21 protein-coding genes are annotated in these 19,607 nt (G+C 72.9%); 11 read left to right on the top strand and 10 right to left on the bottom strand.

Translation table 11 applies throughout. The features are described from left to right. The first annotated feature begins 508 nt into the window (after positions 1-508). The gene (locus ACH4MY_RS34995) at positions 509-2,089 is read left to right on the top strand and encodes a hypothetical protein (RefSeq protein WP_398008551.1); all 1,581 of its coding nucleotides are present in this window, start codon (positions 509-511) and stop codon (positions 2,087-2,089) included. Between the two features lie 98 nt (positions 2,090-2,187). On the opposite strand, the gene ACH4MY_RS35000 is transcribed toward ACH4MY_RS34995, so the two are convergent. Next, a complete protein-coding gene (locus ACH4MY_RS35000; protein WP_398008424.1) occupies positions 2,188-2,553 on the bottom strand; it encodes a DUF1304 domain-containing protein in 366 nt (121 codons plus the stop codon). 163 nt (positions 2,554-2,716) lie between these two features. Here ACH4MY_RS35000 and ACH4MY_RS35005 point away from each other — a divergent pair, with 163 nt between their 5' ends. Beyond that, positions 2,717-3,355 (top strand): DNA alkylation repair protein, encoded by a 639-nt coding sequence (locus tag ACH4MY_RS35005; RefSeq protein WP_398008553.1) that lies wholly within the window; start codon positions 2,717-2,719, stop codon positions 3,353-3,355. 168 nt (positions 3,356-3,523) lie between these two features. Here the strand turns inward: ACH4MY_RS35005 and ACH4MY_RS35010 are convergent, their stop codons facing one another. Both ACH4MY_RS35010 and ACH4MY_RS35015 read right to left on the bottom strand, forming a co-directional pair. Then, entirely contained in the window at positions 3,524-4,513 is a 990-nt protein-coding gene (locus ACH4MY_RS35010; protein WP_398008426.1) for a tetratricopeptide repeat protein, read from the bottom strand. Beyond that, positions 4,510-5,511 carry a GNAT family N-acetyltransferase gene (locus ACH4MY_RS35015; protein ID WP_398008428.1) on the bottom strand — a complete coding sequence of 334 codons (1,002 nt, stop codon included), beginning with the start codon at positions 5,509-5,511 and terminating at the stop codon, positions 4,510-4,512. The genes ACH4MY_RS35010 and ACH4MY_RS35015 overlap by 4 nt, the downstream gene beginning before the upstream one ends. 112 nt (positions 5,512-5,623) lie before the next feature. Between ACH4MY_RS35015 and fdxA the strand changes: the two genes are divergently transcribed. Together fdxA and ACH4MY_RS35025 are read left to right on the top strand one after the other, a co-directional pair. Next, on the top strand, positions 5,624-5,944 hold the full coding sequence (fdxA, locus tag ACH4MY_RS35020) for a ferredoxin (protein WP_015035968.1): 321 nt from the start codon (positions 5,624-5,626) through the stop codon (positions 5,942-5,944). Positions 5,945-6,052: 108 nt separating this feature from the next. After that, the gene (locus ACH4MY_RS35025) at positions 6,053-7,147 is read left to right on the top strand and encodes a bifunctional succinyldiaminopimelate transaminase/glutamate-prephenate aminotransferase (RefSeq protein WP_398008430.1); all 1,095 of its coding nucleotides are present in this window, start codon (positions 6,053-6,055) and stop codon (positions 7,145-7,147) included. A gap of 142 nt (positions 7,148-7,289) precedes the next feature. Here the strand turns inward: ACH4MY_RS35025 and ACH4MY_RS35030 are convergent, their stop codons facing one another. After that, the gene (locus tag ACH4MY_RS35030; RefSeq protein ID WP_398008432.1) at positions 7,290-7,751 is read right to left on the bottom strand and encodes an ATP-binding protein; all 462 of its coding nucleotides are present in this window, start codon (positions 7,749-7,751) and stop codon (positions 7,290-7,292) included. Between the two features lie 301 nt (positions 7,752-8,052). Then, positions 8,053-9,036: a hypothetical protein gene (locus ACH4MY_RS35035; RefSeq protein WP_398008434.1), complete on the bottom strand. Its 984-nt coding sequence runs from the start codon at positions 9,034-9,036 to the stop codon at positions 8,053-8,055. Between the two features lie 37 nt (positions 9,037-9,073). On the opposite strand from ACH4MY_RS35035, the gene dapE reads away from it, so the two are divergent. Beyond that, on the top strand, positions 9,074-10,168 hold the full coding sequence (gene dapE / locus ACH4MY_RS35040) for a succinyl-diaminopimelate desuccinylase (protein ID WP_398008436.1): 1,095 nt from the start codon (positions 9,074-9,076) through the stop codon (positions 10,166-10,168). Positions 10,169-10,296: 128 nt separating this feature from the next. After that, a complete protein-coding gene (locus tag ACH4MY_RS35045; RefSeq protein ID WP_189835782.1) occupies positions 10,297-11,046 on the top strand; it encodes a TIGR00730 family Rossman fold protein in 750 nt (249 codons plus the stop codon). Between the two features lie 99 nt (positions 11,047-11,145). Here the strand turns inward: ACH4MY_RS35045 and folP are convergent, their stop codons facing one another. Next, positions 11,146-12,006 carry a dihydropteroate synthase gene (folP, locus tag ACH4MY_RS35050; protein ID WP_398008438.1) on the bottom strand — a complete coding sequence of 287 codons (861 nt, stop codon included), beginning with the start codon at positions 12,004-12,006 and terminating at the stop codon, positions 11,146-11,148. A 103-nt stretch (positions 12,007-12,109) separates the two neighbouring features. Here folP and ACH4MY_RS35055 point away from each other — a divergent pair, with 103 nt between their 5' ends. Then, positions 12,110-12,436: a hypothetical protein gene (locus ACH4MY_RS35055; RefSeq protein WP_398008440.1), complete on the top strand. Its 327-nt coding sequence runs from the start codon at positions 12,110-12,112 to the stop codon at positions 12,434-12,436. Continuing rightward, complete coding sequence (locus tag ACH4MY_RS35060; RefSeq protein ID WP_398008442.1) at positions 12,433-13,035, top strand: DNA-3-methyladenine glycosylase I; 603 nt, start codon at positions 12,433-12,435, stop codon at positions 13,033-13,035. Before ACH4MY_RS35055 ends, ACH4MY_RS35060 begins: the two co-directional genes overlap by 4 nt. Before the next feature lie 31 nt (positions 13,036-13,066). On the opposite strand, the gene ACH4MY_RS35065 is transcribed toward ACH4MY_RS35060, so the two are convergent. From ACH4MY_RS35065 to ACH4MY_RS35075, 3 genes are all read right to left on the bottom strand, one after another. Beyond that, positions 13,067-14,293 carry an FG-GAP-like repeat-containing protein gene (locus tag ACH4MY_RS35065; RefSeq protein ID WP_398008444.1) on the bottom strand — a complete coding sequence of 409 codons (1,227 nt, stop codon included), beginning with the start codon at positions 14,291-14,293 and terminating at the stop codon, positions 13,067-13,069. 26 nt (positions 14,294-14,319) lie between these two features. Next, a complete protein-coding gene (locus tag ACH4MY_RS35070; RefSeq protein WP_398008446.1) occupies positions 14,320-15,513 on the bottom strand; it encodes an FG-GAP-like repeat-containing protein in 1,194 nt (397 codons plus the stop codon). 151 nt (positions 15,514-15,664) lie between these two features. Then, complete coding sequence (locus tag ACH4MY_RS35075) at positions 15,665-16,468, bottom strand: enoyl-CoA hydratase/isomerase family protein (RefSeq protein WP_398008448.1); 804 nt, start codon at positions 16,466-16,468, stop codon at positions 15,665-15,667. 312 nt (positions 16,469-16,780) lie between these two features. Between ACH4MY_RS35075 and ACH4MY_RS35080 the strand changes: the two genes are divergently transcribed. Beyond that, positions 16,781-16,948 (top strand): DUF3117 domain-containing protein, encoded by a 168-nt coding sequence (locus ACH4MY_RS35080; protein ID WP_009997451.1) that lies wholly within the window; start codon positions 16,781-16,783, stop codon positions 16,946-16,948. 116 nt (positions 16,949-17,064) lie between these two features. On the opposite strand, the gene ACH4MY_RS35085 is transcribed toward ACH4MY_RS35080, so the two are convergent. After that, positions 17,065-17,730 carry an O-methyltransferase gene (locus ACH4MY_RS35085; RefSeq protein WP_398008451.1) on the bottom strand — a complete coding sequence of 222 codons (666 nt, stop codon included), beginning with the start codon at positions 17,728-17,730 and terminating at the stop codon, positions 17,065-17,067. Between the two features lie 142 nt (positions 17,731-17,872). Here ACH4MY_RS35085 and sigE point away from each other — a divergent pair, with 142 nt between their 5' ends. Together sigE and ACH4MY_RS35095 are read left to right on the top strand one after the other, a co-directional pair. Continuing rightward, positions 17,873-18,631 (top strand): RNA polymerase sigma factor SigE, encoded by a 759-nt coding sequence (gene sigE, locus ACH4MY_RS35090; protein WP_078623434.1) that lies wholly within the window; start codon positions 17,873-17,875, stop codon positions 18,629-18,631. Then, positions 18,628-19,566 carry an anti-sigma factor family protein gene (locus ACH4MY_RS35095; RefSeq protein ID WP_398008453.1) on the top strand — a complete coding sequence of 313 codons (939 nt, stop codon included), beginning with the start codon at positions 18,628-18,630 and terminating at the stop codon, positions 19,564-19,566. The genes sigE and ACH4MY_RS35095 overlap by 4 nt, the downstream gene beginning before the upstream one ends. Positions 19,567-19,607 lie beyond the last annotated feature (41 nt).

Genomic DNA, 19,607 nt, shown 5'->3' on the forward strand with positions numbered 1-19,607 from the left:
GGAGACCGCCGTCGCGCCCGCACCGCCGGAGGAGCCCAAGACCGAGACGACGCTGACGACCCGGATCCGGATCAACATCCCGGGTTCGCGTCCGATCCCGCCGGTCGTGGTCCGCACCACGGTCAGCGAGACGCCCGCGCCGTCTCCGGAGCCCGCGCCGGAGCCCGCGCCCGCCGTGGAGCCGGTGCCCGAGCCGGTGGCGGCCCCGGAGCCTCCGCAGGCCGAGGAGGCGCCGAAGGCGAAGGAGACGAGCGACTGGTTCGCCCCCCGCAAGGCGGCGCCCCAGGGCCCGGCTCCCACGCCCGCGCTGCCCCCGGCCCCCACCCCGGCGCCCAAGCCCGCCTCGCCCCTCGGCGGGCCGGAGGCCCAGGGCACGGGCTTCGCGGGCTCGGCGACCTCGGGCGTTCCGACGGTCGGCAACACCCCGTCGAGCCGCCCCGTCGCGGGAGGCCGGCCCACCGCCGGCAACCCGCTGTACGAGAGCGGCACTCCGGCGGGCGGTACTCCGATGTACGACGGGACGCCGGGCGGCGGTACTCCGATGTACGACGGGACGCCGGGCGGCGGTACTCCGATGTACGACGGCACCCCCGCCGCCGGCACCCCGAGGTACGACGGCACTCCCGCCGGAGGTACGCCCGCGTACCGCGGCCCCGGTCAGGGCCCCGCCGCGCCGTCCGGCCCCACCACGGGCCCGATGACCGGCACGGCCTCGCTGGGCGGCCCGGCGACGGGCCCGTTCCAGGGTCAGGGTCAGGGCGGTCCGGGCGGCGGACAGCGCGGCCCCGGTCAGAGCGGCCCCGGCCAGGGCGGTCAGGGCGGCCCCGGCCAGGGCGCGGGCTCCCCGTTCCCCGGCGGTGTGCCCGGTGGCGCTCCCGGCGGAGCCCCCCGTATGTCCGACGACACCGCGATCCTCACCCCGCAGCCGCCCGCGCCGGCCCCCGGCCGGCGCGGACCGGGTCAGCCGGCCGACGGCAACGCCCACATCTCCGGGGACACGCTCACCAGCGGCATCCCCGTCGTCCCGCCGAAGGCGGCCCGCCCGAACCTCACCCCGCGCATCGAGGAGCAGACGGCCCCCGCCCCCGCCCCCGCCCCCGCACCGCGCCAGGCGGCGGCGCCCGGCCGCGCCCAGGCGAAGAAGGGCCGCTCCAAGCTGGTCCTCGTCGCCGTCGCGGTCGTCGGCCTCGCCGGCGTCGCCTACGGCGCCGGACTGCTCCTCAACCACTCCGACGTTCCCAAGGGGACCACGGTCCTCGGTGTGGACATCGGCGGCGGTACGAAGGAGGAGGCCGTCAACAAGCTGGACGCGGCCCTCGGCAAGCGTGCCGGGACCCCGCTCCAGCTCGGCATCGGCGGCAAGAAGGTCCAGCTGGCCCCGGAGAAGGCGGGCCTGGCGCTCGACAGCCAGGAGACCGTCCGCGCCGCGGCGGGCAGCGACTACAACCCGGTCTCCGTCATCAGCACCCTCTTCGGCGGCGAGCGGGTCGCCAAGCCGGTCTTCCCGGTCGACGAGGAGAAGCTCGCGGTCTCGCTGAACGACCTGGCCGGCAGGGCCGCGTCGGCGACCGAGGGCACGATCCTCTTCGCACCGAACAAGGTGACGCCCGTCGAGGGCAAGCCCGGCAAGGGCCTCGACATCCAGCGCTCGATGATCTCGGTACGGGACGCCTTCCGCGCCCAGGTGGAGACGGGGCAGAACAAGCTGGTCGAGCTGCCGGTCACGAACCGCCAGCCGAGCGTCACCAAGGCGGAGGTGGACCGGGCGATGAAGGAGTTCGCCACCCCCGCGATGTCCGGTGTGATCCGGATCTACGCGGGCCAGAGGTACATCGACTTCGGCCCGGCGCGGTCCCTGCCGCAGATCCTCTCCATGAAGGCGGTCGACGGCCGTCTGGTCGAGGTCTACGACAAGAAGGCGATCGAGCGGCTGCTCGACGGGGCCTTCGACGGCGTCATGATCACCAAGGGCGACGGCACCAAGCACGAGGTCTCCGCCGACGACGTGGCCTTCGTGATGCGCGACGCGCTCCTCGGCAAGACCCAGGCCGAACGCACCAAGAGGATCGACCTGAGCGGCGAGGGCTGACAGCCGGAGCCACACCCGCCACGCGGCACCCCCGAGCCCCCGCCCGACGACCGTCGGCCGGGGGCTCGGCGCGTGGGCCGGGTCGCGCGGCGGCGCCCTCAGTAGCGGGCGACGAGGACGGCCGAGAGGGCGAGGGCGCCGGGGAGGGCCTGGGCGAAGAGGATCCGGCGGTTGGCCGTGGCGGCGCCGTAGAGACCGGCGATGACGACGCAGGACAGGAAGAAGACCCGGGCGCCGAAGCCGGTCGGGTCGTCGGCGATCAGGCCCCAGACGAGCCCGGCGGCGAGGAAGCCGTTGTAGAGGCCCTGGTTGGCGGCCATGGCGGCGGTGTCACGGGCCATCCTGGCGTCGAAGCCGGAGAAGCGACGGCCGGTCTCCTTCTCCCACAGGAACATCTCCATCACCAGGATGTAGGCGTGCAGCAGGGCGACGAGGGCGACGAGGACGTCTGCGGTCAGCGGCATGGCCGCATTCTGCCGCCGGGCGGGCGGAGGGCCGGTGCGCGACGCGTCCGACGGCACCGCCCGTCGTCGCGAGCGACGGGTACACCCGGTGGCGGGCTCCCGTCGTAGGCTGCATTCCGCATGTGAGGAGGCTGAGGTGGCCGAGACGACGGTGGCCGGGGTGATGGCCGAGCTGGCCGCGCTGGAGGATCCGAAGGCGCGGGCGGTGAACGAGAGGCACGGTGACGACCACGGTGTGAACCTCGGCAGGCTGCGCGCGCTCGCGAAGCGGCTGAAGACGCAGCAGGACCTCGCGTACGGGCTCTGGGAGACGGACGACACCGCGGCGAAACTGCTGGCGCTCCTGATCTGCCGCCCGAAGGCCTTCGGCCGTGACGAGCTGGACGCCATGGTCCGCCGGGCCCGCACCCCCAAGGTGCACGACTGGCTCGTGAACTACGTGGTGAAGAAGAACCCGCACGCCGAGGAGCTGCGGGTGGCGTGGTCCGCCGATCCGGATCCGGTGGTGGCGAGCGCCGGCTGGGCGCTGACCACCGAACGCGTGGCGAAGAAGCCCGAGGGCCTCGACCTCGGGGGTCTGCTCGACGTCATCGAGGCGGAGATGAAGGACGCCCCGGACCGCCTCCAGTGGGCGATGAACCACTGTCTGGCCCAGATCGGCATCGAGCACGCCGAGCTGCGCGCCCGTGCGCTCGACATCGGAGAGCGCCTGGAGGTGCTCAAGGACTACCCGACGTCCCCGGGCTGCACGTCCCCGTACGCACCCGTCTGGATCACCGAGATGGTCGGTCGGCGGGGGTAGCGCGCCCCTCCGCCGAAATCCGCTCGCCGCCGTGCGCCGCCGCTGCCTGGGATCCCTTCCAAGGGCGGGGTCGTAGCACAGAGGTAGTGCGCCGCGACATCATCTCGGAGGACGCCGGTTCGAATCCGGTCGCCCCGCCCCCTTCCTCGCTGCTCCCGGGCCCGCGTCCTAGTTCAGCCGCGCCCGCGCCGCCTGTGCCCGGCGCCGGATCGTCGTCGCCGACTCCGGGTCCACCGCGTCCATCACCCGCGCGTACGCCTCCATCTCCGCCGCCCCCGTGAGGAACTGCCCGCGCTGGACGAGCAGCTCGGCGCGCTCGTAGCGGAGCCTCGCCGGGTGGGAGGGGAGCAGCAGGGAGAGTTCCACCGCCCACAGGGCCACGTCGGAGCGTTCCGGTCGGGGGGCCGCCCAGGCACGGATGTTGTTGAGGACCCGCAGCACGATCGCGCCGGGCTCGGCGGGCCGGAGCATCGAACGGTCGAGGGCCTCGCCCGTCGCGCTCGTGACCAGGAGCTCGGCGTCCGTGCCGGTCATGGCGCGGCCGCCCGCGAAGGGGTCGGCGAGGTTCAGGTCGGCCGGGTCGCCGAAACCCACGACGAAGTGACCGGGCAGCCCGAGGCCGTACACGGGGGCGCCGGCCCGGCGGGCGACCTCCATCCAGACGACGGAGAGCAGGATCGGCAGGCCGCGGCGGCGCCGGAGCACCTCGTGCAGGAGCGAGGACTCCAGCCGCTGGTAGTCGGCGGGCACGCCCTCGAAGCCCTCCCGGTGGCCGAGGAGCCCGGCGAGCGCGGTGGCCCAGTCGCCGGTGATCCGGGTGGCGTACGGCACGAGCCCGGCGAGGCGGTCGAGTTCGATCTCGGCCTCGTCGAGGGCGTGCCGGGTGACCGTGGGGTCCGCCACCGCCCCGATCAGGAGACAGAGCCGGGCGAGGTCGGGCCGCTCCGACCGCGCCTCCTCCGCGAACTCCCTCCGCCAGTCGGGCGGGTCCACCGCGCCGAAGCCGCCCGCGGCCCCGTCGTCGTCTCCGCGCCCGTCTCCCGGCCTGTCCGCCGGCTCGCCTGCCGGCCCGTCTCCCGGCCCGTCCGCCGCTCGGCCTGCCGGCCCGTCTCCCGGCCCGCCGTCCGGCCCGTCCGGTGGTGGTACGTCCTCCGTCACGCCTCCGCCCATCGGTAGTGGTGGTAGTGGTGATGGGGCGCGAAGCCCATCCCGTCGTACAGCGCCAGCGCGCCCTCGTTGTCCGCCTCCACCTGGAGCCAGGCCGCCGACGCGCCCTCGTCGAGGGCCCGGCGGGCGAGCGCGGTCATGACGGACGTCGCCAGGCCCCGGCGCCGCTGCTCCGGGTCGACCTCGACGGCCATGAAGCCGGCCCAGCGCCCGTCGACGACGCACCGCCCGATCGCCGCGGGTACCTCTCCCGTGCCCGCCACGGACGCGAACCACACACTCGGGCCGGACGCGAGCACCGCCCGTACCGCCGGACCCGGTTCGCCGAAGCGCTGGTAGCGCCCCAGCCACGACTCGTCGACGGTGCGGGAGAGGCGCACGGCGGAGACGTCGGCGTCCAGGTCGCCGATCGGGGCCAGCGCCGCGATCCGTACCTCCGCGGAGACCTCGCGCCGCCAGCCGTGCCGGTCGAGGGCCGCGCAGAGCAGTTCCTGGGTGCCCTCGGCGCCGGTGGAGGTCTGTATGTACGCCGGGAGCCTCCGGGCCGCGTACCACGCGCGTACGTGCGTCAGGGCGTCGGCGATCGGCAGTCCGGGATCACCGAGCGGAAGCACGGAGTTGGCGCGGCGGGTGAATCCGTCGGAGGCACGCAGGGTCCACTCGCCGAGCGCTTCGCTCTCGACCGGCCGCCACGCGCGCGCGGTGGCCCGCGCCAGCTCGGGGAAGGTGGCCGAGGGGCCGCGCCGGCGGGCCGGGGCGGGTGGGACGACCTTCCCCGCGACCAGGGTGGATTCCGCGATCCGGACGCTCTCGCCGCTCTTTCGTGTGATCAGCAGCACAGAGTTGTCCCATGATGTGAGAACTCCGACCGCGTCGGTGAATCTCGCACCCGGTGCCGCCGACTCCGTCACGTACCGAACGGAGACACGTTTTCCCACGTCAGCGCCGCTGATTCGGACCTCAAGGCGCCCTCCGCCGGTGAATTCCACAGGTTCTCCGCCCCTCCTGTTCGGATCGCCCCCAAGAACGGAGATACTAGGTGCGGGCATCGACGACGCCGCGCTCCCGCGCAGACCAGCCCTATCGAGGAGGAACGACAGCGTGACCTACGTCATCGCGCAGCCTTGTGTCGACGTGAAGGACAAGGCGTGCATCGAGGAGTGCCCCGTCGACTGCATCTACGAGGGCAAGCGGTCCTTGTACATCCACCCGGACGAATGCGTCGACTGCGGGGCCTGTGAGCCGGTCTGCCCGGTCGAGGCGATCTTCTACGAGGACGACACCCCGGAGGAGTGGAAGGACTACTACAAGGCGAACGTCGAGTTCTTCGACGAGCTCGGTTCGCCCGGTGGTGCCTCCAAGCTCGGCGAGATCGAGCGGGACCACCCCTTCATCGCCGCCCTGCCGCCGCAGAACGGCTGATCGACCGCTTCAGGTCGCATCCCGGTCCCGTACGGCGTCGGCCGCCGTGCGGGACCGAGGCGTTTCCCGACGCCTCCCCGTGTACGTACAGGAAGTGAGAGCCAACCCGTGAGCGCAGTCTCTTCGCGCCTGCCCGTCTTCCCCTGGGACAAGCTGGAGCCGTACAAGAAGACGGCCCTGGCGCACCCGGACGGGATCGTGGACCTCTCGGTCGGCACGCCCGTCGACCCGGTCCCCGCGCTGATCCAGGAGGCCCTGGTCGCGGCGGCGGACTCCCCGGGCTATCCCACGGTCTGGGGGACGAAGGAGCTGCGGGACGCGCTCACCGGCTGGTGCGGGCGGCGTCTGGGCGCGGTGGACTTCGCGCACGAGAACGTGCTGCCGGTGGTGGGCTCCAAGGAGCTGGTGGCGTGGCTGCCGACGCAGCTGGGCCTCGGCGCGGGCGACCGGGTGGCCTACCCGCGGCTCGCGTACCCGACGTACGAGGTCGGCGCGCGGCTCTGCGGCGCGGAGGCCGTCGTCTACGACGACCCGACCGAGCTCGACCCGGCCGGTCTGAAGCTGCTCTGGCTCAACTCCCCGTCGAACCCGACGGGCAAGGTCCTCGCCAAGGACGAGCTGACCAGGATCGTGGCCTGGGCACGTGAGCACGGTGTCCTCGTCTTCTCCGACGAGTGCTACCTGGAGCTGGGCTGGGAGGCCGACCCGGTCTCCGTCCTGCACCCGGACGTCTGCGGTGGTTCGTACGAGGGCATCGTCGCCGTCCACTCGCTGTCCAAGCGCTCCAACCTGGCCGGCTACCGGGCCGCGTTCGTCGCGGGCGACGCGGCCGTCCTCGGCGAGCTGCTCCAGATCCGCAAGCACGGCGGCATGATGACCGCGGCGCCGGTGCAGGCGGCGACGGTCGCCGCGCTCGGCGACGACACGCACGTGGCCGAGCAGCGGGAGCGGTACGCGGCACGCCGGGCGGCCCTGCGGGCGGCGCTGGAGGCGCACGGCTTCCGGATCGAGCACAGCGAGGCCAGCCTGTACCTGTGGGCGACCCGGGACGAGCCCTGCTGGGAGACCGTGGCGTACCTGGCCGAGAAGGGCGTCCTGGTGGCCCCGGGCGACTTCTACGGCGAGGCGGGGGAGCGGTTCGTGCGGGTGGCCTTCACGGCGACGGACGAGCGCGTCGACGCGGCGGTCAAGCGGCTCGGCTGAGCGACACCGGCCGCACGGGACGCCGGCCGTCCGCGACCGGCCGTCCGGGACACCGGCCGTCGTGACCGGCCGTCCGTGACACGGGGAAGGGCCCGGGAAGCATTCGCTTCCCGGGCCCTTCGTCCTGCGCCGTGCGTGCGGGTCAGCCGCCGATCGGCAGACCGCCGAGCGTCTGGCCGGTCGGCAGGCCGCCGAGGCCGCCGCCGAGGGCGCCGCCGGTCGGGCCCTCCGCGCTCTCCGCGGCGGCGCCGGCCGTCTTGCCGACGACCTCGCCCGCGCTGCCGGCGGTGTCCCCGGCGACCTTCTGGGCGGCCGGGGTGGCGGTCTTGCCCGCCGCGCCGACGGTCTTGCCGGCGGCGGGGACGGCCGTGCCGACGGCCTTGCTGCCGGTGGTGCCGACGACGTCGGTGGCCGTCTGCGAGGCGCTGTCGACGGCGGTGCCCGCACCGGCGGCGTCGAGGGCGGAGAGGCCGGTGAGGGCGCCGGTCGGCGCGATGCTGTGGTCCAGGGCGCTCGCGGAGCCGGCCGCACCGACCACGGGGGCTGCTCCGGCCGCGATGAGGAGGGCGGCGCGGGCGATCCGACGGGTCAGGGGGAGGGTCATGGTGCTCCTTCGACGAGGTGCGAGGTGTTGTTCGGACGCAGTGACAACCGGCCCTGGGGCGGGAGAGGTTGCGGAGGTCGAAGGTAAAGAATTGGTAATGCGTCGTATTGTCGGGTGGGGAGGAAAACGGACGAACGTGTCATTGCGCAGGCATCTGCCGAACCGTCACTTCCCTTGCCCCGTAAGGGAATTGGGCGGGTGGGGCGCAGTGCGGAAAAGACGGCGCGGAAGGGTCGCGAATTTCCCCGGACACGCACCGGTGTCGTGCCACGGGCGAGTGAACCGCCGTACGGGTGATCGGCTAGTGCGCGAGTCGCATACGGACGGTCTCGCCGCCCGCGGCAGACGCGCCCGAGGACTCCGGGGCCCCCTTCGGCGAGCCGGAGGCCCTCGCCCCCGAGACCTTCGACCAGCCGCCGCCGGACTCGCCCGCGCGCCACACCCGGTCCCGGTACGCGACCTCGGTGACGCGCAGCGTCTCCGCCCGCGCCACCGCCCACTGCGCCAGCTCCCAGCCGTGCCGCTCGTCCGCCTCGGCCGCCGCGCCGGTCGCCGTCCCGGCCGCCGTCCGTACCGGCACCACGAGCACCGGCGGCCCGCCCGCCGAACGGCCCGCGCTCGGGCCGCCCGTCACGGCCTTCGGCGCCGCCTTCTCGCCGAAGGCGCGCACCAGCTCCGCGCGGACCTTCTCCGGATCGCCCGGCAGGCCCTCCGCCGTGCCGGTCGTACAGGAGAGCGCGGCGGGGGACCGGCCCGTCAGGGCGGCCGACAGCAGCGTGGCGTCCGGCTCGTGCTTCGCGTACGCCTGCGGGAAACCGCTCTTCTGCACCTTCTGCGCCGCCACCGTCAGCGGCAGCCGCGAGTACCCCCGGACCTTCTCCAGGCCCTCGTAGAACTTCCCCGCCGAGTACACCGGGTCCATGATCTGCGCCGGCGTCCCCCAGCCCATCGAGGGCCGCTGCTGGAAGAGACCGAGCGAGTCCCGGTCGCCGTGCTCGATGTTCCGCAGCGCCGACTCCTGGAGCGCCGTCGCGAGCGCGATCGTCACCGCACGCTCCGGCAGGCCCCGGGTCGTCCCCACGGCGGAGATCGTCGCGGCGTTCGACGCCTGCTCCGGAGTGAACTCGTACCGGTTGTCCCCGGTGCCCACACTGCACCGGGGCGTGCCGGTGCTCCCCGTCATCTGGTGGAAGGCCACGTACGAGGCGAGGCCGAGGAGCGCGGCGAAGGCGGCCGCGGAGCGGGCGAGGCGGCCGCGACGGGCGGGGCGGGTGGGCTCGGACACGGGCCCACCGTACTGGAGGCCGCGTTAGGGTCGGCACATGGCTGACATCACCCCGCGCGAGACGCCCCTCGACCTGTCCCGGGACGGAGCCGCGCTGACCGCGGCCCTCGTCGACTTCCCGTCCGTCAGCGGCACCGAGCAGCCGCTCGCCGACGCCATCGAGACGGCGCTGCGCACCCTGCCGCACCTCACCGTCGACCGGTACGGCAACAACGTCGTCGCCCGCACCCGGCTCGGCCGCGGCGAGCGGGTCGTCCTCGCCGGCCACATCGACACCGTGCCGATCGCCGACAACGTGCCCTCGCGGCTCGACGAGAACGGCATCCTGTGGGGCTGCGGCACCTCCGACATGAAGTCCGGGGTCGCCGTCCAGCTGCGGATCGCCGCCACCGTCCCCGAGCCCAACCGCGACCTCACCTTCGTCTTCTACGACAACGAGGAGGTCGCCGCCGACCTCAACGGCCTCGGGAAGATCGCCGCCGCGCACCCCGACTGGCTGGAGGGCGACTTCGCCGTCCTCCTGGAGCCCTCCGACGCCCAGGTCGAGGGCGGCTGCCAGGGCACGCTGCGCGTCATCCTGCACACCGCGGGTGAGCGCGCCCACTCCGCGCGCTCCTGGATGGGCTCCAACGCCATCCACACCGCCGCCCCGATCCTCGCCCGCCTCGCCTCGTACGAGCCGCGCAAGCCGGTCATCGACGGCCTGGAGTACCACGAGGGCCTCAACGCCGTGGCGATCCAGGGCGGCGTCGCCACCAACGTCATCCCCGACGCCTGCACGGTCACCGTCAACTACCGGTACGCCCCCGACCGCTCCCCGGCCGAGGCCCTGGAGTACGTACGGGAGGTCTTCGCCGACTGCGACATCGCCGAGTTCGTCGTCGACGACGAGAGCCCCGGCGCCCTGCCCGGCCTCTCCCACCCGGCCGCGGAGGCCTTCATGAAGGCCGTCGGCGGAAGTGCCCAGCCCAAGTTCGGCTGGACCGACGTGTCCCGCTTCAGCGCCCTCGGCGTGCCCGCGGTCAACTACGGCCCCGGCGACCCCATCTACGCGCACAAGCGGGACGAGCACGTTCCCGTCGACCGGATCCACCACTGCGAGGCACGGCTCCGTGACTGGCTGACCGCCTGACCGCCGGACTTCTCCCGTCCTGACTTCCGTAATTTCGCGTTTCGTCACCTCTGTGGTCCTACGCTGACCGGACCAGAAGATCAGTTGGCGGTCGACAACGGACCGCCGATCGACGGAGGGAGCAGGCCATGGGCATTCCGGAGGGAATGGCGAAGCCCGAGGAACAGCGACTCGGCCCGGTGCTCAGGCGGCGGGACCAGGTCCAGCCGGGCACCACGGACCAGCGGCTGCTCGACACCGAGGGCGACTCGGAATGGGTGCACACCGACCCCTGGCGGGTCATGCGCATCCAGTCCGAGTTCGTCGAGGGCTTCGGCGCCCTCGCCGAACTGCCGAGCGCGATCAGCGTCTTCGGCTCGGCCCGCACGAAGCCGGACTCGCCCGAGTACGAGGCGGGCGTACGGATCGGCAGGGCGCTCGTCGAGGCCGGCTTCGCGGTCATCACGGGCGGCGGTCCCGGCGCCATGGAGGCGGCCAACAAGGGGGCCAGGGAGGCCAAGGGCGTCTCGGTCGGCCTCGGCATCGAGCTCCCCTTCGAGCAGGGGCTCAACCCGCACGTCGACATCGGCGTGAACTTCCGCTACTTCTTCGTCCGCAAGACGATGTTCGTGAAGTACGCGCAGGGCTTCGTCGTCCTGCCCGGCGGCCTCGGCACCCTCGACGAGCTCTTCGAGGCGCTGACCCTGGTCCAGACCCGCAAGGTCACCCGCTTCCCGATCGTCCTCTTCGGCACGGAGTACTGGAAGGGCCTCGTCGACTGGCTCCGCGACTCGGTCGTCGCGGGCGGCAAGGCCTCGGAGCGCGACCTGCTCCTCTTCCACGTCACGGACGACGTGGACGAGGCGGTCGCGCTGGTGACGAAGGAGACGGGCAAGTAGCGGTCCACGGGGCGGGGGCGACGGTCTTCCGTCGCCCCCGCCCCGTCCGTCGTCCCGTCGCCGCGAGTTCCCTCCCCGCGAGCTCCGTCCGTCGCCCGGCTACGCCAGCCCGCGCCGGGCCACGGCGGGCGCCCGGTGGCCCGCGATGGACGCCACCATGTCCAGCACCTGCCGGGTCTCGGCGACCTCGTGCACCCGGTACACCCGCGCCCCCAGCCAGGCCGACACGGCGGTCGTCGCGAGCGTCCCGAGGACCCGTTCCTTGACCGGCCGGTCCAGCGTCTCCCCGACGAAGTCCTTGTTGGAGAGGGACACCAGCACCGGCCACCCCGTCTCCGCCATCTCCCCGAGCCGGCGCGTCGCCTCCAGGCTGTGCCGGGTGTTCTTCCCGAAGTCGTGGCCCGGGTCGATCATGATGGCGTCGCGGCGGACCCCCAGCGAGGCCGCCCGCTCGGCGAGCCCCACGGTGACCCGCAGGATGTCGGCCATCACGTCCTCGTACGCGACCCGGTGCGGGCGCGTCCGCGGTTCGGCGCCGCCCGCGTGCGTGCACACGAGCCCCGCTCCGTACTTCGCGGCGACCTCGGCGAGCCCGGGGTCGACCCCGCCCCAGGCGTCGTTCAGGACGTCCGCGCCGGCCTCGCAGACCGCCTCGCCGACGTCCGCCCGCCAGGTGTCCACACTGATGACCACGTCGGGATGGCGCCTGCGGACCTCCGCGACGAAGCCCACCGTGCGCCGCGCCTCCTCCTCGGCCGTCACCTCCTCGCCGGGGCCCGCCTTCACCCCGCCGATGTCGATGATCGCGGCCCCTTCGGCCACGGCCCGCTCGACCCGGGCGAGCGCCGGCTCGTCCCGGAAGGTGGCGCCCTGGTCGTAGAAGGAGTCCGGCGTCCGGTTCACGATCGCCATGATCACCGGCTCGTGCGGCCCGAATTCACGCCGTCCCAAGCGCAGCATCCCTTTTGTCCTCCCTCGTGTCCGTTCGCCTGCGACCCTAGCTGTCGGTGGCGCATGGCACGATCGGCACGGGACGATTTCCACTCAGGGGAGAGGCGCGCAGGTGTTCTGGTTTCTGCTCATCACGATGGTCGTGGTCGTGGCCGCGGTGACCCTGGCGGTGGTCGGCGGCGGCGACAGCGAGGTGTTGCCCGACGTGGCGCCCGAGCAGCTCGTCGACCCCCTCCCGGCCGCCCGTCCGGTCGACCGCGCGGACGTCGAGGCGCTCCGCCTTCCCGTCGCGGTCCGCGGCTACCGCATGGCGGACGTGGACGACGTCCTGGTCCGCCTCGGCGTCGAACTCGCCGAGCGGGACGCCCGGATCACCGAGCTGGAGGAGGCCCTCGCGGGGGCGGCCGCCGGCGGTGACGGAGAGGACGGCCGGGAGTGAGCGCCGGCGGGGCGGTCCCGGGCCCGGACGGGCGGCTGCGCTGCCCCTGGGGCCTGTCGACCGAGGACTACGTGGCGTACCACGACGAGGAGTGGGGCCGCCCGGTCCACGGCGACGACGCGCTCTTCGAGCGGCTGTGTCTGGAGGCCTTCCAGTCGGGCCTGTCGTGGATCACGATCCTGCGCCGCCGCGAGACCTTCCGTACCGCCTTCGAGGGCTTCGCCATCGCCTCCGTGGCCGCCTTCGTCGAGGAGGACCGCGAGCGGCTCCTCCTCGACGAGGGCATCATCCGCAACCGGGCCAAGATCGACGCGACCCTCGCCAACGCGAAACTGCTCGCGGGCTGGTCCCCGGGCGAACTCGACACCCTGATCTGGTCGTACGCCCCCGATCCGGCGGACCGCCCGGTCCCGCGTACGGTCACGGACGTCCCGGCGGTCACGGACGAGTCGACGGCCCTCTCGAAGGCCCTGAAGAAGCGGGGCCTCCGCTTCATCGGCCCCACCACGGCCTACGCGCTGATGCAGGCGTGCGGGCTGGTCGACGACCACGTGGAGGGGTGCGTGGCCCGGGGCGGCGGAGCGACCCCGGACCACTGATCCCGCAGGACCGGAAGCGGAACCGGCCGGACTAGAAGACGTGGACCCGGTCGGCGGTGTCCCAGCCCATGTCGGCCTGCGGGCTGCCGACGCCGCCGCGGCCGTTGCCGGCGTAGACGTACAGCTGGTTCCAGTCGATCGGCCGCATCACGTCCGACGTGCCGTCGCCGGTCACGTCTCCGACGGAGAAGACGGGCGCGTCCGACGGCCAGGCGTACGGCAGCTTGGTGCGGGCGCCGAAGGCGCCCCGGCCGTTGCCCGGGTAGAGCCAGAGTCCGCGCGAGCCGTCCCGCGCGACGAGGTCGGACCTGCCGTCGCCGTTCATGTCACCGGGCGCCACGAGCCGGTTCATGGCGTTCCAGCCGCCGCCGACCTTCTTGCGGGCGCCGAACCAGCCGTGGCCGTTGCCCGGGTAGGTCCAGAGCACGCCCGCCGTGTCGCGCGCGACCAGGTCGCGGCGGCCGTCGCCGGTGATGTCGCCGACCGCCTTGAGCTCCTTCATGAAGTTCCAGCCGCCGCCGATCTTGACGCGGGGCTTGAACCAGCCCTTGCCGTTGCCGGGGTAGAGCCAGAGGACACCGGCCCGGTCGCGGGCGAAGACGTCCTCGTTGCGGTCGCCGTCGTAGTCGCCGTGCCGGACGATCTGCGTCATGGCGTTCCAGCCGCCGCCGATCAGCACGGCCTTGGGCGCGGTGTCGTAGCGGGAGCTGTAGCCGTGCAGGTACCACAGCCGGCCGTCGTCGGCCCGCTCCAGGAGGTCGGGCCGGGAGTCGTTGTTCAGGTCGCCGAACTGCGCGGCGGCGGGGAGGCCGGCGGGGCGCTTCTGCTGCGGCCACCAGTCCATGTACGGGATGCCCGAGCTCGCCTCCCAGTGGGTGGTGGCCACGCGGACCGAGCTGAGCCTGTTGTCGAGCTGGCCCATCACCGAGCCGTCGAGGCTGTTCCCGCGGTTGTACGGGTCGACCACGAGGGAGTCGCTGCCGGCGTAGTCGCGGTCGACGGTGAACAGGGCGTGCAGGCCCGAGTTGTTGACCAGCGAGGAGATCGTGTTGTCCCAGGCCCCGAGGGAGGCCTGGCTGGACGTGATGATCTTCATCTCGCCCTTGAAATCGTGGTACTGGAAGACGCAGAGCCGGCCCGAGGGGCAGCGCTCCTCGCCCGCGGCGGCGGGGGGAGCGGCGGTCATCAGCGTCGCCAGGGAGGCCGCCGTGGTCACGGCCGCGGCCAGGGCGCGGCGGCCCCGGACGGTGCGGATCATGAAAGCGAATCCGTTCGTGAGGAGGGTCAGAAGACGAAGTGCGTGGAACGGACCCGGGCGAGGTCGCGGGGCGCCTGGAGGCGCCCGTCGGCGGTGCCGGGGTAGACGCGGAGACGGTAGTGCCCCTCTCCGGCGTAGCTTCCCCAGGCGTGGGCGACCAGGTCGGGGCGGCCGTCGCCGGTCACGTCGCCGAGGCCGGCGAGCTCCTTGTGGCCGTTCCAGCCGCCGGTGCCGATGAGCTTGCGGGCGCCGAACCAGCCGCGGCCGTTGCCCGGGTAGAGCCAGAGCTTGCCCGCCGTGTCGCGGGCGACCAGGTCGGCCCTGCCGTCGGAGTTCATGTCCCCGGCGCCGACGAGTTCGTTGATCGACTTCCAGCCGCCGCCGACCTGCTTGCGGGCGCCGAACCAGCCCTTGCCGTTGCCCGGGTACGTCCACAGGACGCCCGCGCTGTCGGAGGCGAGCAGATCGGTCTTGCCGTCGCCGGTGAGATCGCCGGCCGCGGTCAGGTCCCGCATGGTGTTCCAGCCGCCGCCGATCTCGACGCGGGGCTTGAACCAGCCCTTGCCGTTGCCGGGGTAGAGCCAGAGGACACCGGCCTTGTCGCGGGCGAGGACGTCCTCGTTCAGGTCGCCGTCGAAGTCCCCGTGGCGGGTCAGCTTGGTCATGGTGTCCCAGCCGCCGCCGACGAGCAGGGTCCGGCCGGGGCTGGTGTAGGCATGGGCCGTCCACAGCTGGCCGACCATGTTGCGGCCGAGGACGTCGGCGTACCCGTCGCGGTCGATGTCGCCGAAGGCCCCGGCGGCGGGCTGTGCCGCCGGCCGCTTCCTCACGGCGTCCCACAGGTTCGGGTAGCGGCTCTCGGTGCCGCAGAAGTCGTCGGCCTCGGGGCCGATGTCGACGGAGCTGACGGCCCGGTCCAGCTCGGGGTGGGAGCTCTCGTCCAGGGACTCCGAGAAGTAGGAGTGGGTCGCGCCCTCCGGGTCGAGTCCCGGCTCGGGGTGCAGGCAGATGGCGCTGCTGTACCCGGGCAGCTTGACGACGTACGACCGGATGCGGTTGTCCCAGGAGCCGAGCGACAGCATCGGCTTCCGGATCACGATCATGTCGCCCTGGTACAGCGGCCGGCTGAAGCCGCACACGGCGTTGTCGGGGCACCGGTCCCAGCCGTCGGCGGCGAAGGACGGCTGCGACAGGACGGTGGCGGACAGTCCGAGGGTCACAGCCGTCGTGAGCGCGCCGCGAAGAAGGCGCGCGGAAGGAGAAGGACGCACGGAACCCCCCAGGTATGTGCGTACGAATGGTGAGCGGATCTTATAGACCCGCCCACCACTCGTACGAGCGGGTTCCGCTCCCGCCGGGCACCCGGGTCCGTCAGCGGCCCAGGTACTTCGGCTTCTCCTTGGCGATGAAGGCGCGGACCGCGATCGTGTGGTCCTCGGAGGAGCCCGCCAGGCTCTGGAGTTCCTCCTCCTTGTCGAGGGCCTCGGCGAGGGAGTGGTCGGCCCCGTAGGCGAGGGACTCCTTCAGGGCCGCGTACGCCACGGTCGGGCCCTCCGCGAGGGTGCGGGCCACCTTCTCGGCCTCGGCGGCGAGGTCGGCGGCCGGGACCAGCCGGTTCGCGATGCCGAGCTCGTACGCCTCCTGGGCGCCGATCGAGCGCGGGAAGAGCAGCAGGTCGGACGCCCGGCTCGCGCCGATCAGCCGGGGCAGCGTCCAGGACACGCCCGAGTCGGCGGTCAGCGCGACCCCCGCGAAGGAGGTGTTGAACGAGGCGGTGTCCGCGACCACCCGGTAGTCCGCCGCGAGCGCGAAACCGAAGCCGGCACCCGCCGCGACGCCGTTCACGCCCGCCACCACGGGCTTCCGCATCCCGGCCAGCGCCTTGGTGATCGGGTTGTAGTGGTCCCGGACCGTGTTCATGGTCTCGCGGGTGCCGTTCTCGTGGTCCGCCATGAGCAGACCCACGTGCTCCTTGAGGTCCTGGCCCACACAGAACGCCCGCTCGCCGGCCGCGGTGAGCAGCACCGCTCGTACGGCGGGGTCCGCCGAGGCCGTCTCCGCCGCGTCCCGGAGGGCGACCTTCGTCGCCACGTTCATGGCGTTCATGGCCTCGGGGCGGTTGAGCGTGATGGTGGCGAGTCCGTCGCGCACCTCGTACAGCACCGTGTCGGCCATGGGGTTCCCTTCGCGTCTTTGCGTGGTTGACCAGCACAGCATGGCGGACATCACTCGCGCCGCCCATGTGAGCTGCGTCAAAGATTGGAGGGGGCCGGCCGGACGCCGAGCGGCGAAGTATCGCAGGCCGATCGCCGAAATGTGGGGTTTTGAGAGAGCGCGTTGCGCAAGCGATGCCATTCGATGTTGGTCATCGGGTCCTGCCATGCGGGATAATGACCTGGAAGCAATGTGTTCGAAGCCGGTGACGCGTGCTCCGCACATTGGAGCTGCCCGGCTGACAATGAGCTGGTTTCAGGAAGGGGAACAAGCATGGCGGCCATGAAGCCGCGGACGGGTGACGGCCCGCTCGAGGTGACCAAGGAGGGGCGGGGCATCGTCATGCGCGTTCCGCTCGAAGGCGGCGGTCGGCTTGTCGTCGAGCTGACTCCCGACGAGGCCGAGGCACTGGGCGACGCCCTGAAGAAGGTCGTCGGCTGACCCCTTCCCTCGCATCCTGACCACTGCCCCGGTACGGCTCGCCCGTGCCGGGGCAGTGGTGCGTACGGAGGGCGGATGGAGGGCGTGGGCGGGCGTACGGGTGGCGGGGCGGCGGTTCAGCCCCGGCGTACCGCGCAGAGAAGGCCGTCGCCGACCGGCAGCAGGGAGGGGACGAGCTCCTGGCTCTCCCGCACCGTGCGCAGCAGTTCACGGATGCGCTGGACCTCGGCCGGCTGGGCCGCCGAGTCGACCGTGCGGCCGTCCGCGAAGACGCCCTCGAAGCAGACGAGACCCCCCGGTCGCAGCAGGCGCAACGATTCAGCGAGGTAGTCCAGGTACTCGAGCCGGTCGCCGTCGCAGAACACGAGGTCGTATCCGCCGTCCGCGAGCCGCGGCAGCACGTCCAGGGCCCGGCCTGGGATGAAGCGCGCCCGGTTGCCCGCGAAGCCCGCCGCACGGAACGCCGTCTTGGCGAACTGCTGCCGCTCCGGCTGGAGGTCCACCGTCGTCAGGACGCCGTCCGGCCGCATCCCGAGCAGCAGATAGATGCCCGACACGCCCGTGCCGGTCCCGATCTCCGCCACCGCCTTCGCGTCCGCCGTGGCCGCGAGCAGGCGCAGCGCACCGCCGGTTCCCGGGGACACCGAGGGCAGCCCTGCCTCCCGGGCCCGCTCTCGGGCCCAGCGCAGAGCTTCGTCCTCGGCGACAAAGGCGTCGGCGAACGACCAGCTCGTCTGCCGGTTGGCGGTAATGGCCCTCTCCTGTCCCCGTAGTTGACGCAACGGTGACTGTATCCGCTGTCAGCGGGAACCCGCAGATGGGACCGGGCGTTCACCAGGGGAAGGACGCGACAGGGGACAGCCGGGCGACCGGGTTCCAAATTCGCGTAAAGATTCTTATCCGGAGCTAACGGGCGAGGTGGCTATGGTAGGGGCTCCGCTGGACACCACCAGAGCCGACAGGGGAGGTGCGGCTGCGCCTGTGGATCGGGGAGGAGTGCTTCGGCGTCTTCTCAGGTCGGCGGGTGAGCCGAAATCCGTGACCGACACAGCTGACCGTTTCCGCACCACCGACTCCGCTCCCACCACCGCGACCTTCGCATCGGATGCGGAATCGCAGGCGTGGACTCCGCCCACCTGGGAGGAGATCGTCAGCACGCACAGTGGCCGGGTCTACCGCCTCGCCTACCGCCTCACGGGCAACCAGCACGACGCCGAGGACCTGACCCAGGAGGTCTTCGTCCGCGTCTTCCGCTCGCTGTCGACGTACACGCCGGGCACCTTCGAGGGCTGGCTCCACCGCATCACCACCAATCTCTTCCTCGACATGGTCCGCCGCAAGCAGCGCATCCGATTCGACGCGCTCGCCGACGACGCCGCCGAGCGGCTGCCCAGCCGTGAGCCCTCGCCGCAGCAGGTGTTCAACGACACCCACTTCGACGCCGACGTGCAGCAGGCCCTCGACACCCTCGCGCCCGAGTTCCGCGCCGCGGTCGTCCTCTGCGACATCGAAGGACTGTCGTACGAGGAGATCGCCGCGACCCTCGGCGTGAAGCTCGGCACCGTCCGCAGCCGGATCCACCGCGGGCGTTCCCACCTGCGCAAGGCCCTGAAGCACCGCTCGCCCGAGGCACGGGCGGAGCGTGCCCTGGCCTCCGTCGGATGGGAGGCAGGGACAGCGTGAGCGGCACACGTCCCTCGTCGCAGACCCCCGCGGAGCACCACCTCGGGGACCGGCTGGCCGCGCTCGTCGACGGCGAACTCGGTCATGACGCCCGCGAGCGGGTCCTCGCCCATCTCGCGACCTGCGCCCGTTGCAAGGCGGAGGCCGACGCACAGCGCTCCCTCAAGAGCGTCTTCGCGTCCGCCGCGCCCCCCTCGCCCTCGGAGGGCTTCCTCGCCCGGCTCCAGGGACTACCCGGGGGCCCTGGTGACCCCGGAGGCCCCGGCGGACCCAGAGGCCCCCTGGAAGAACTCCTCGGCGCGGGCGGAGTGAAGTCCGACGGCTTCGCCACGGCGGCCGTCGTCACCCCGCACCCCCCGCACACCGGTTTCCGCATCCACGACGTCGGCGACCGCGGGTCGGGGACGTCCTGGCGCGGTCGGCGCTTCGCCTTCGCCGCGGCCAGCGCCGTCTCGTTCGCGGCGATCGCCCTCGGCGGCACCCTGCCCCTGGAAGCCTCGGTGAACGCGAGCGGACGCGGCGCCCAGGGCAGCGGCACCGCGGTCACCCCGCTGCGCGCCACCTCCACGGGCCCCGGCGGCGGCACGGCCGTCACCCGGGGCACGCGCTCCGGCGAGCGCGGCGCCCAGTCCTTCGACGGCTCGCAGGTGACGGCGGGCGCTCCGCTCTCTCCCGGGGCTCCGACGGCGTTGCCGCACGGGCCGGTGGCGGCGGTGGGCCACGGCACGGTCCCGGCGGGAGCGGTCCCGCCCGACGCGGTGCGCTCCGCCGCGGCTCCGCTGGTCGCGGTACGCCTCCAGAACCCGGCCGCGCAGTCGCTGCTCGCCCTCTCGCCGTTCATACGGCCGACGGGTCCGGCCCTTCAGCTGGCGCTCGGTCCGGGGCCCAGCCCGGCGCCGAGCCCGACGACGGCATCGCTCGGCTCCCACCGCTGACCCGCGACCTGGTTGAATCCAGGGACAGGGCGCGCCCGACC

Source organism: Streptomyces sp. NPDC017246 (genome assembly GCF_044331325.1).
Classification (GTDB): Bacteria; Actinomycetota; Actinomycetes; order Streptomycetales; family Streptomycetaceae; genus Streptomyces.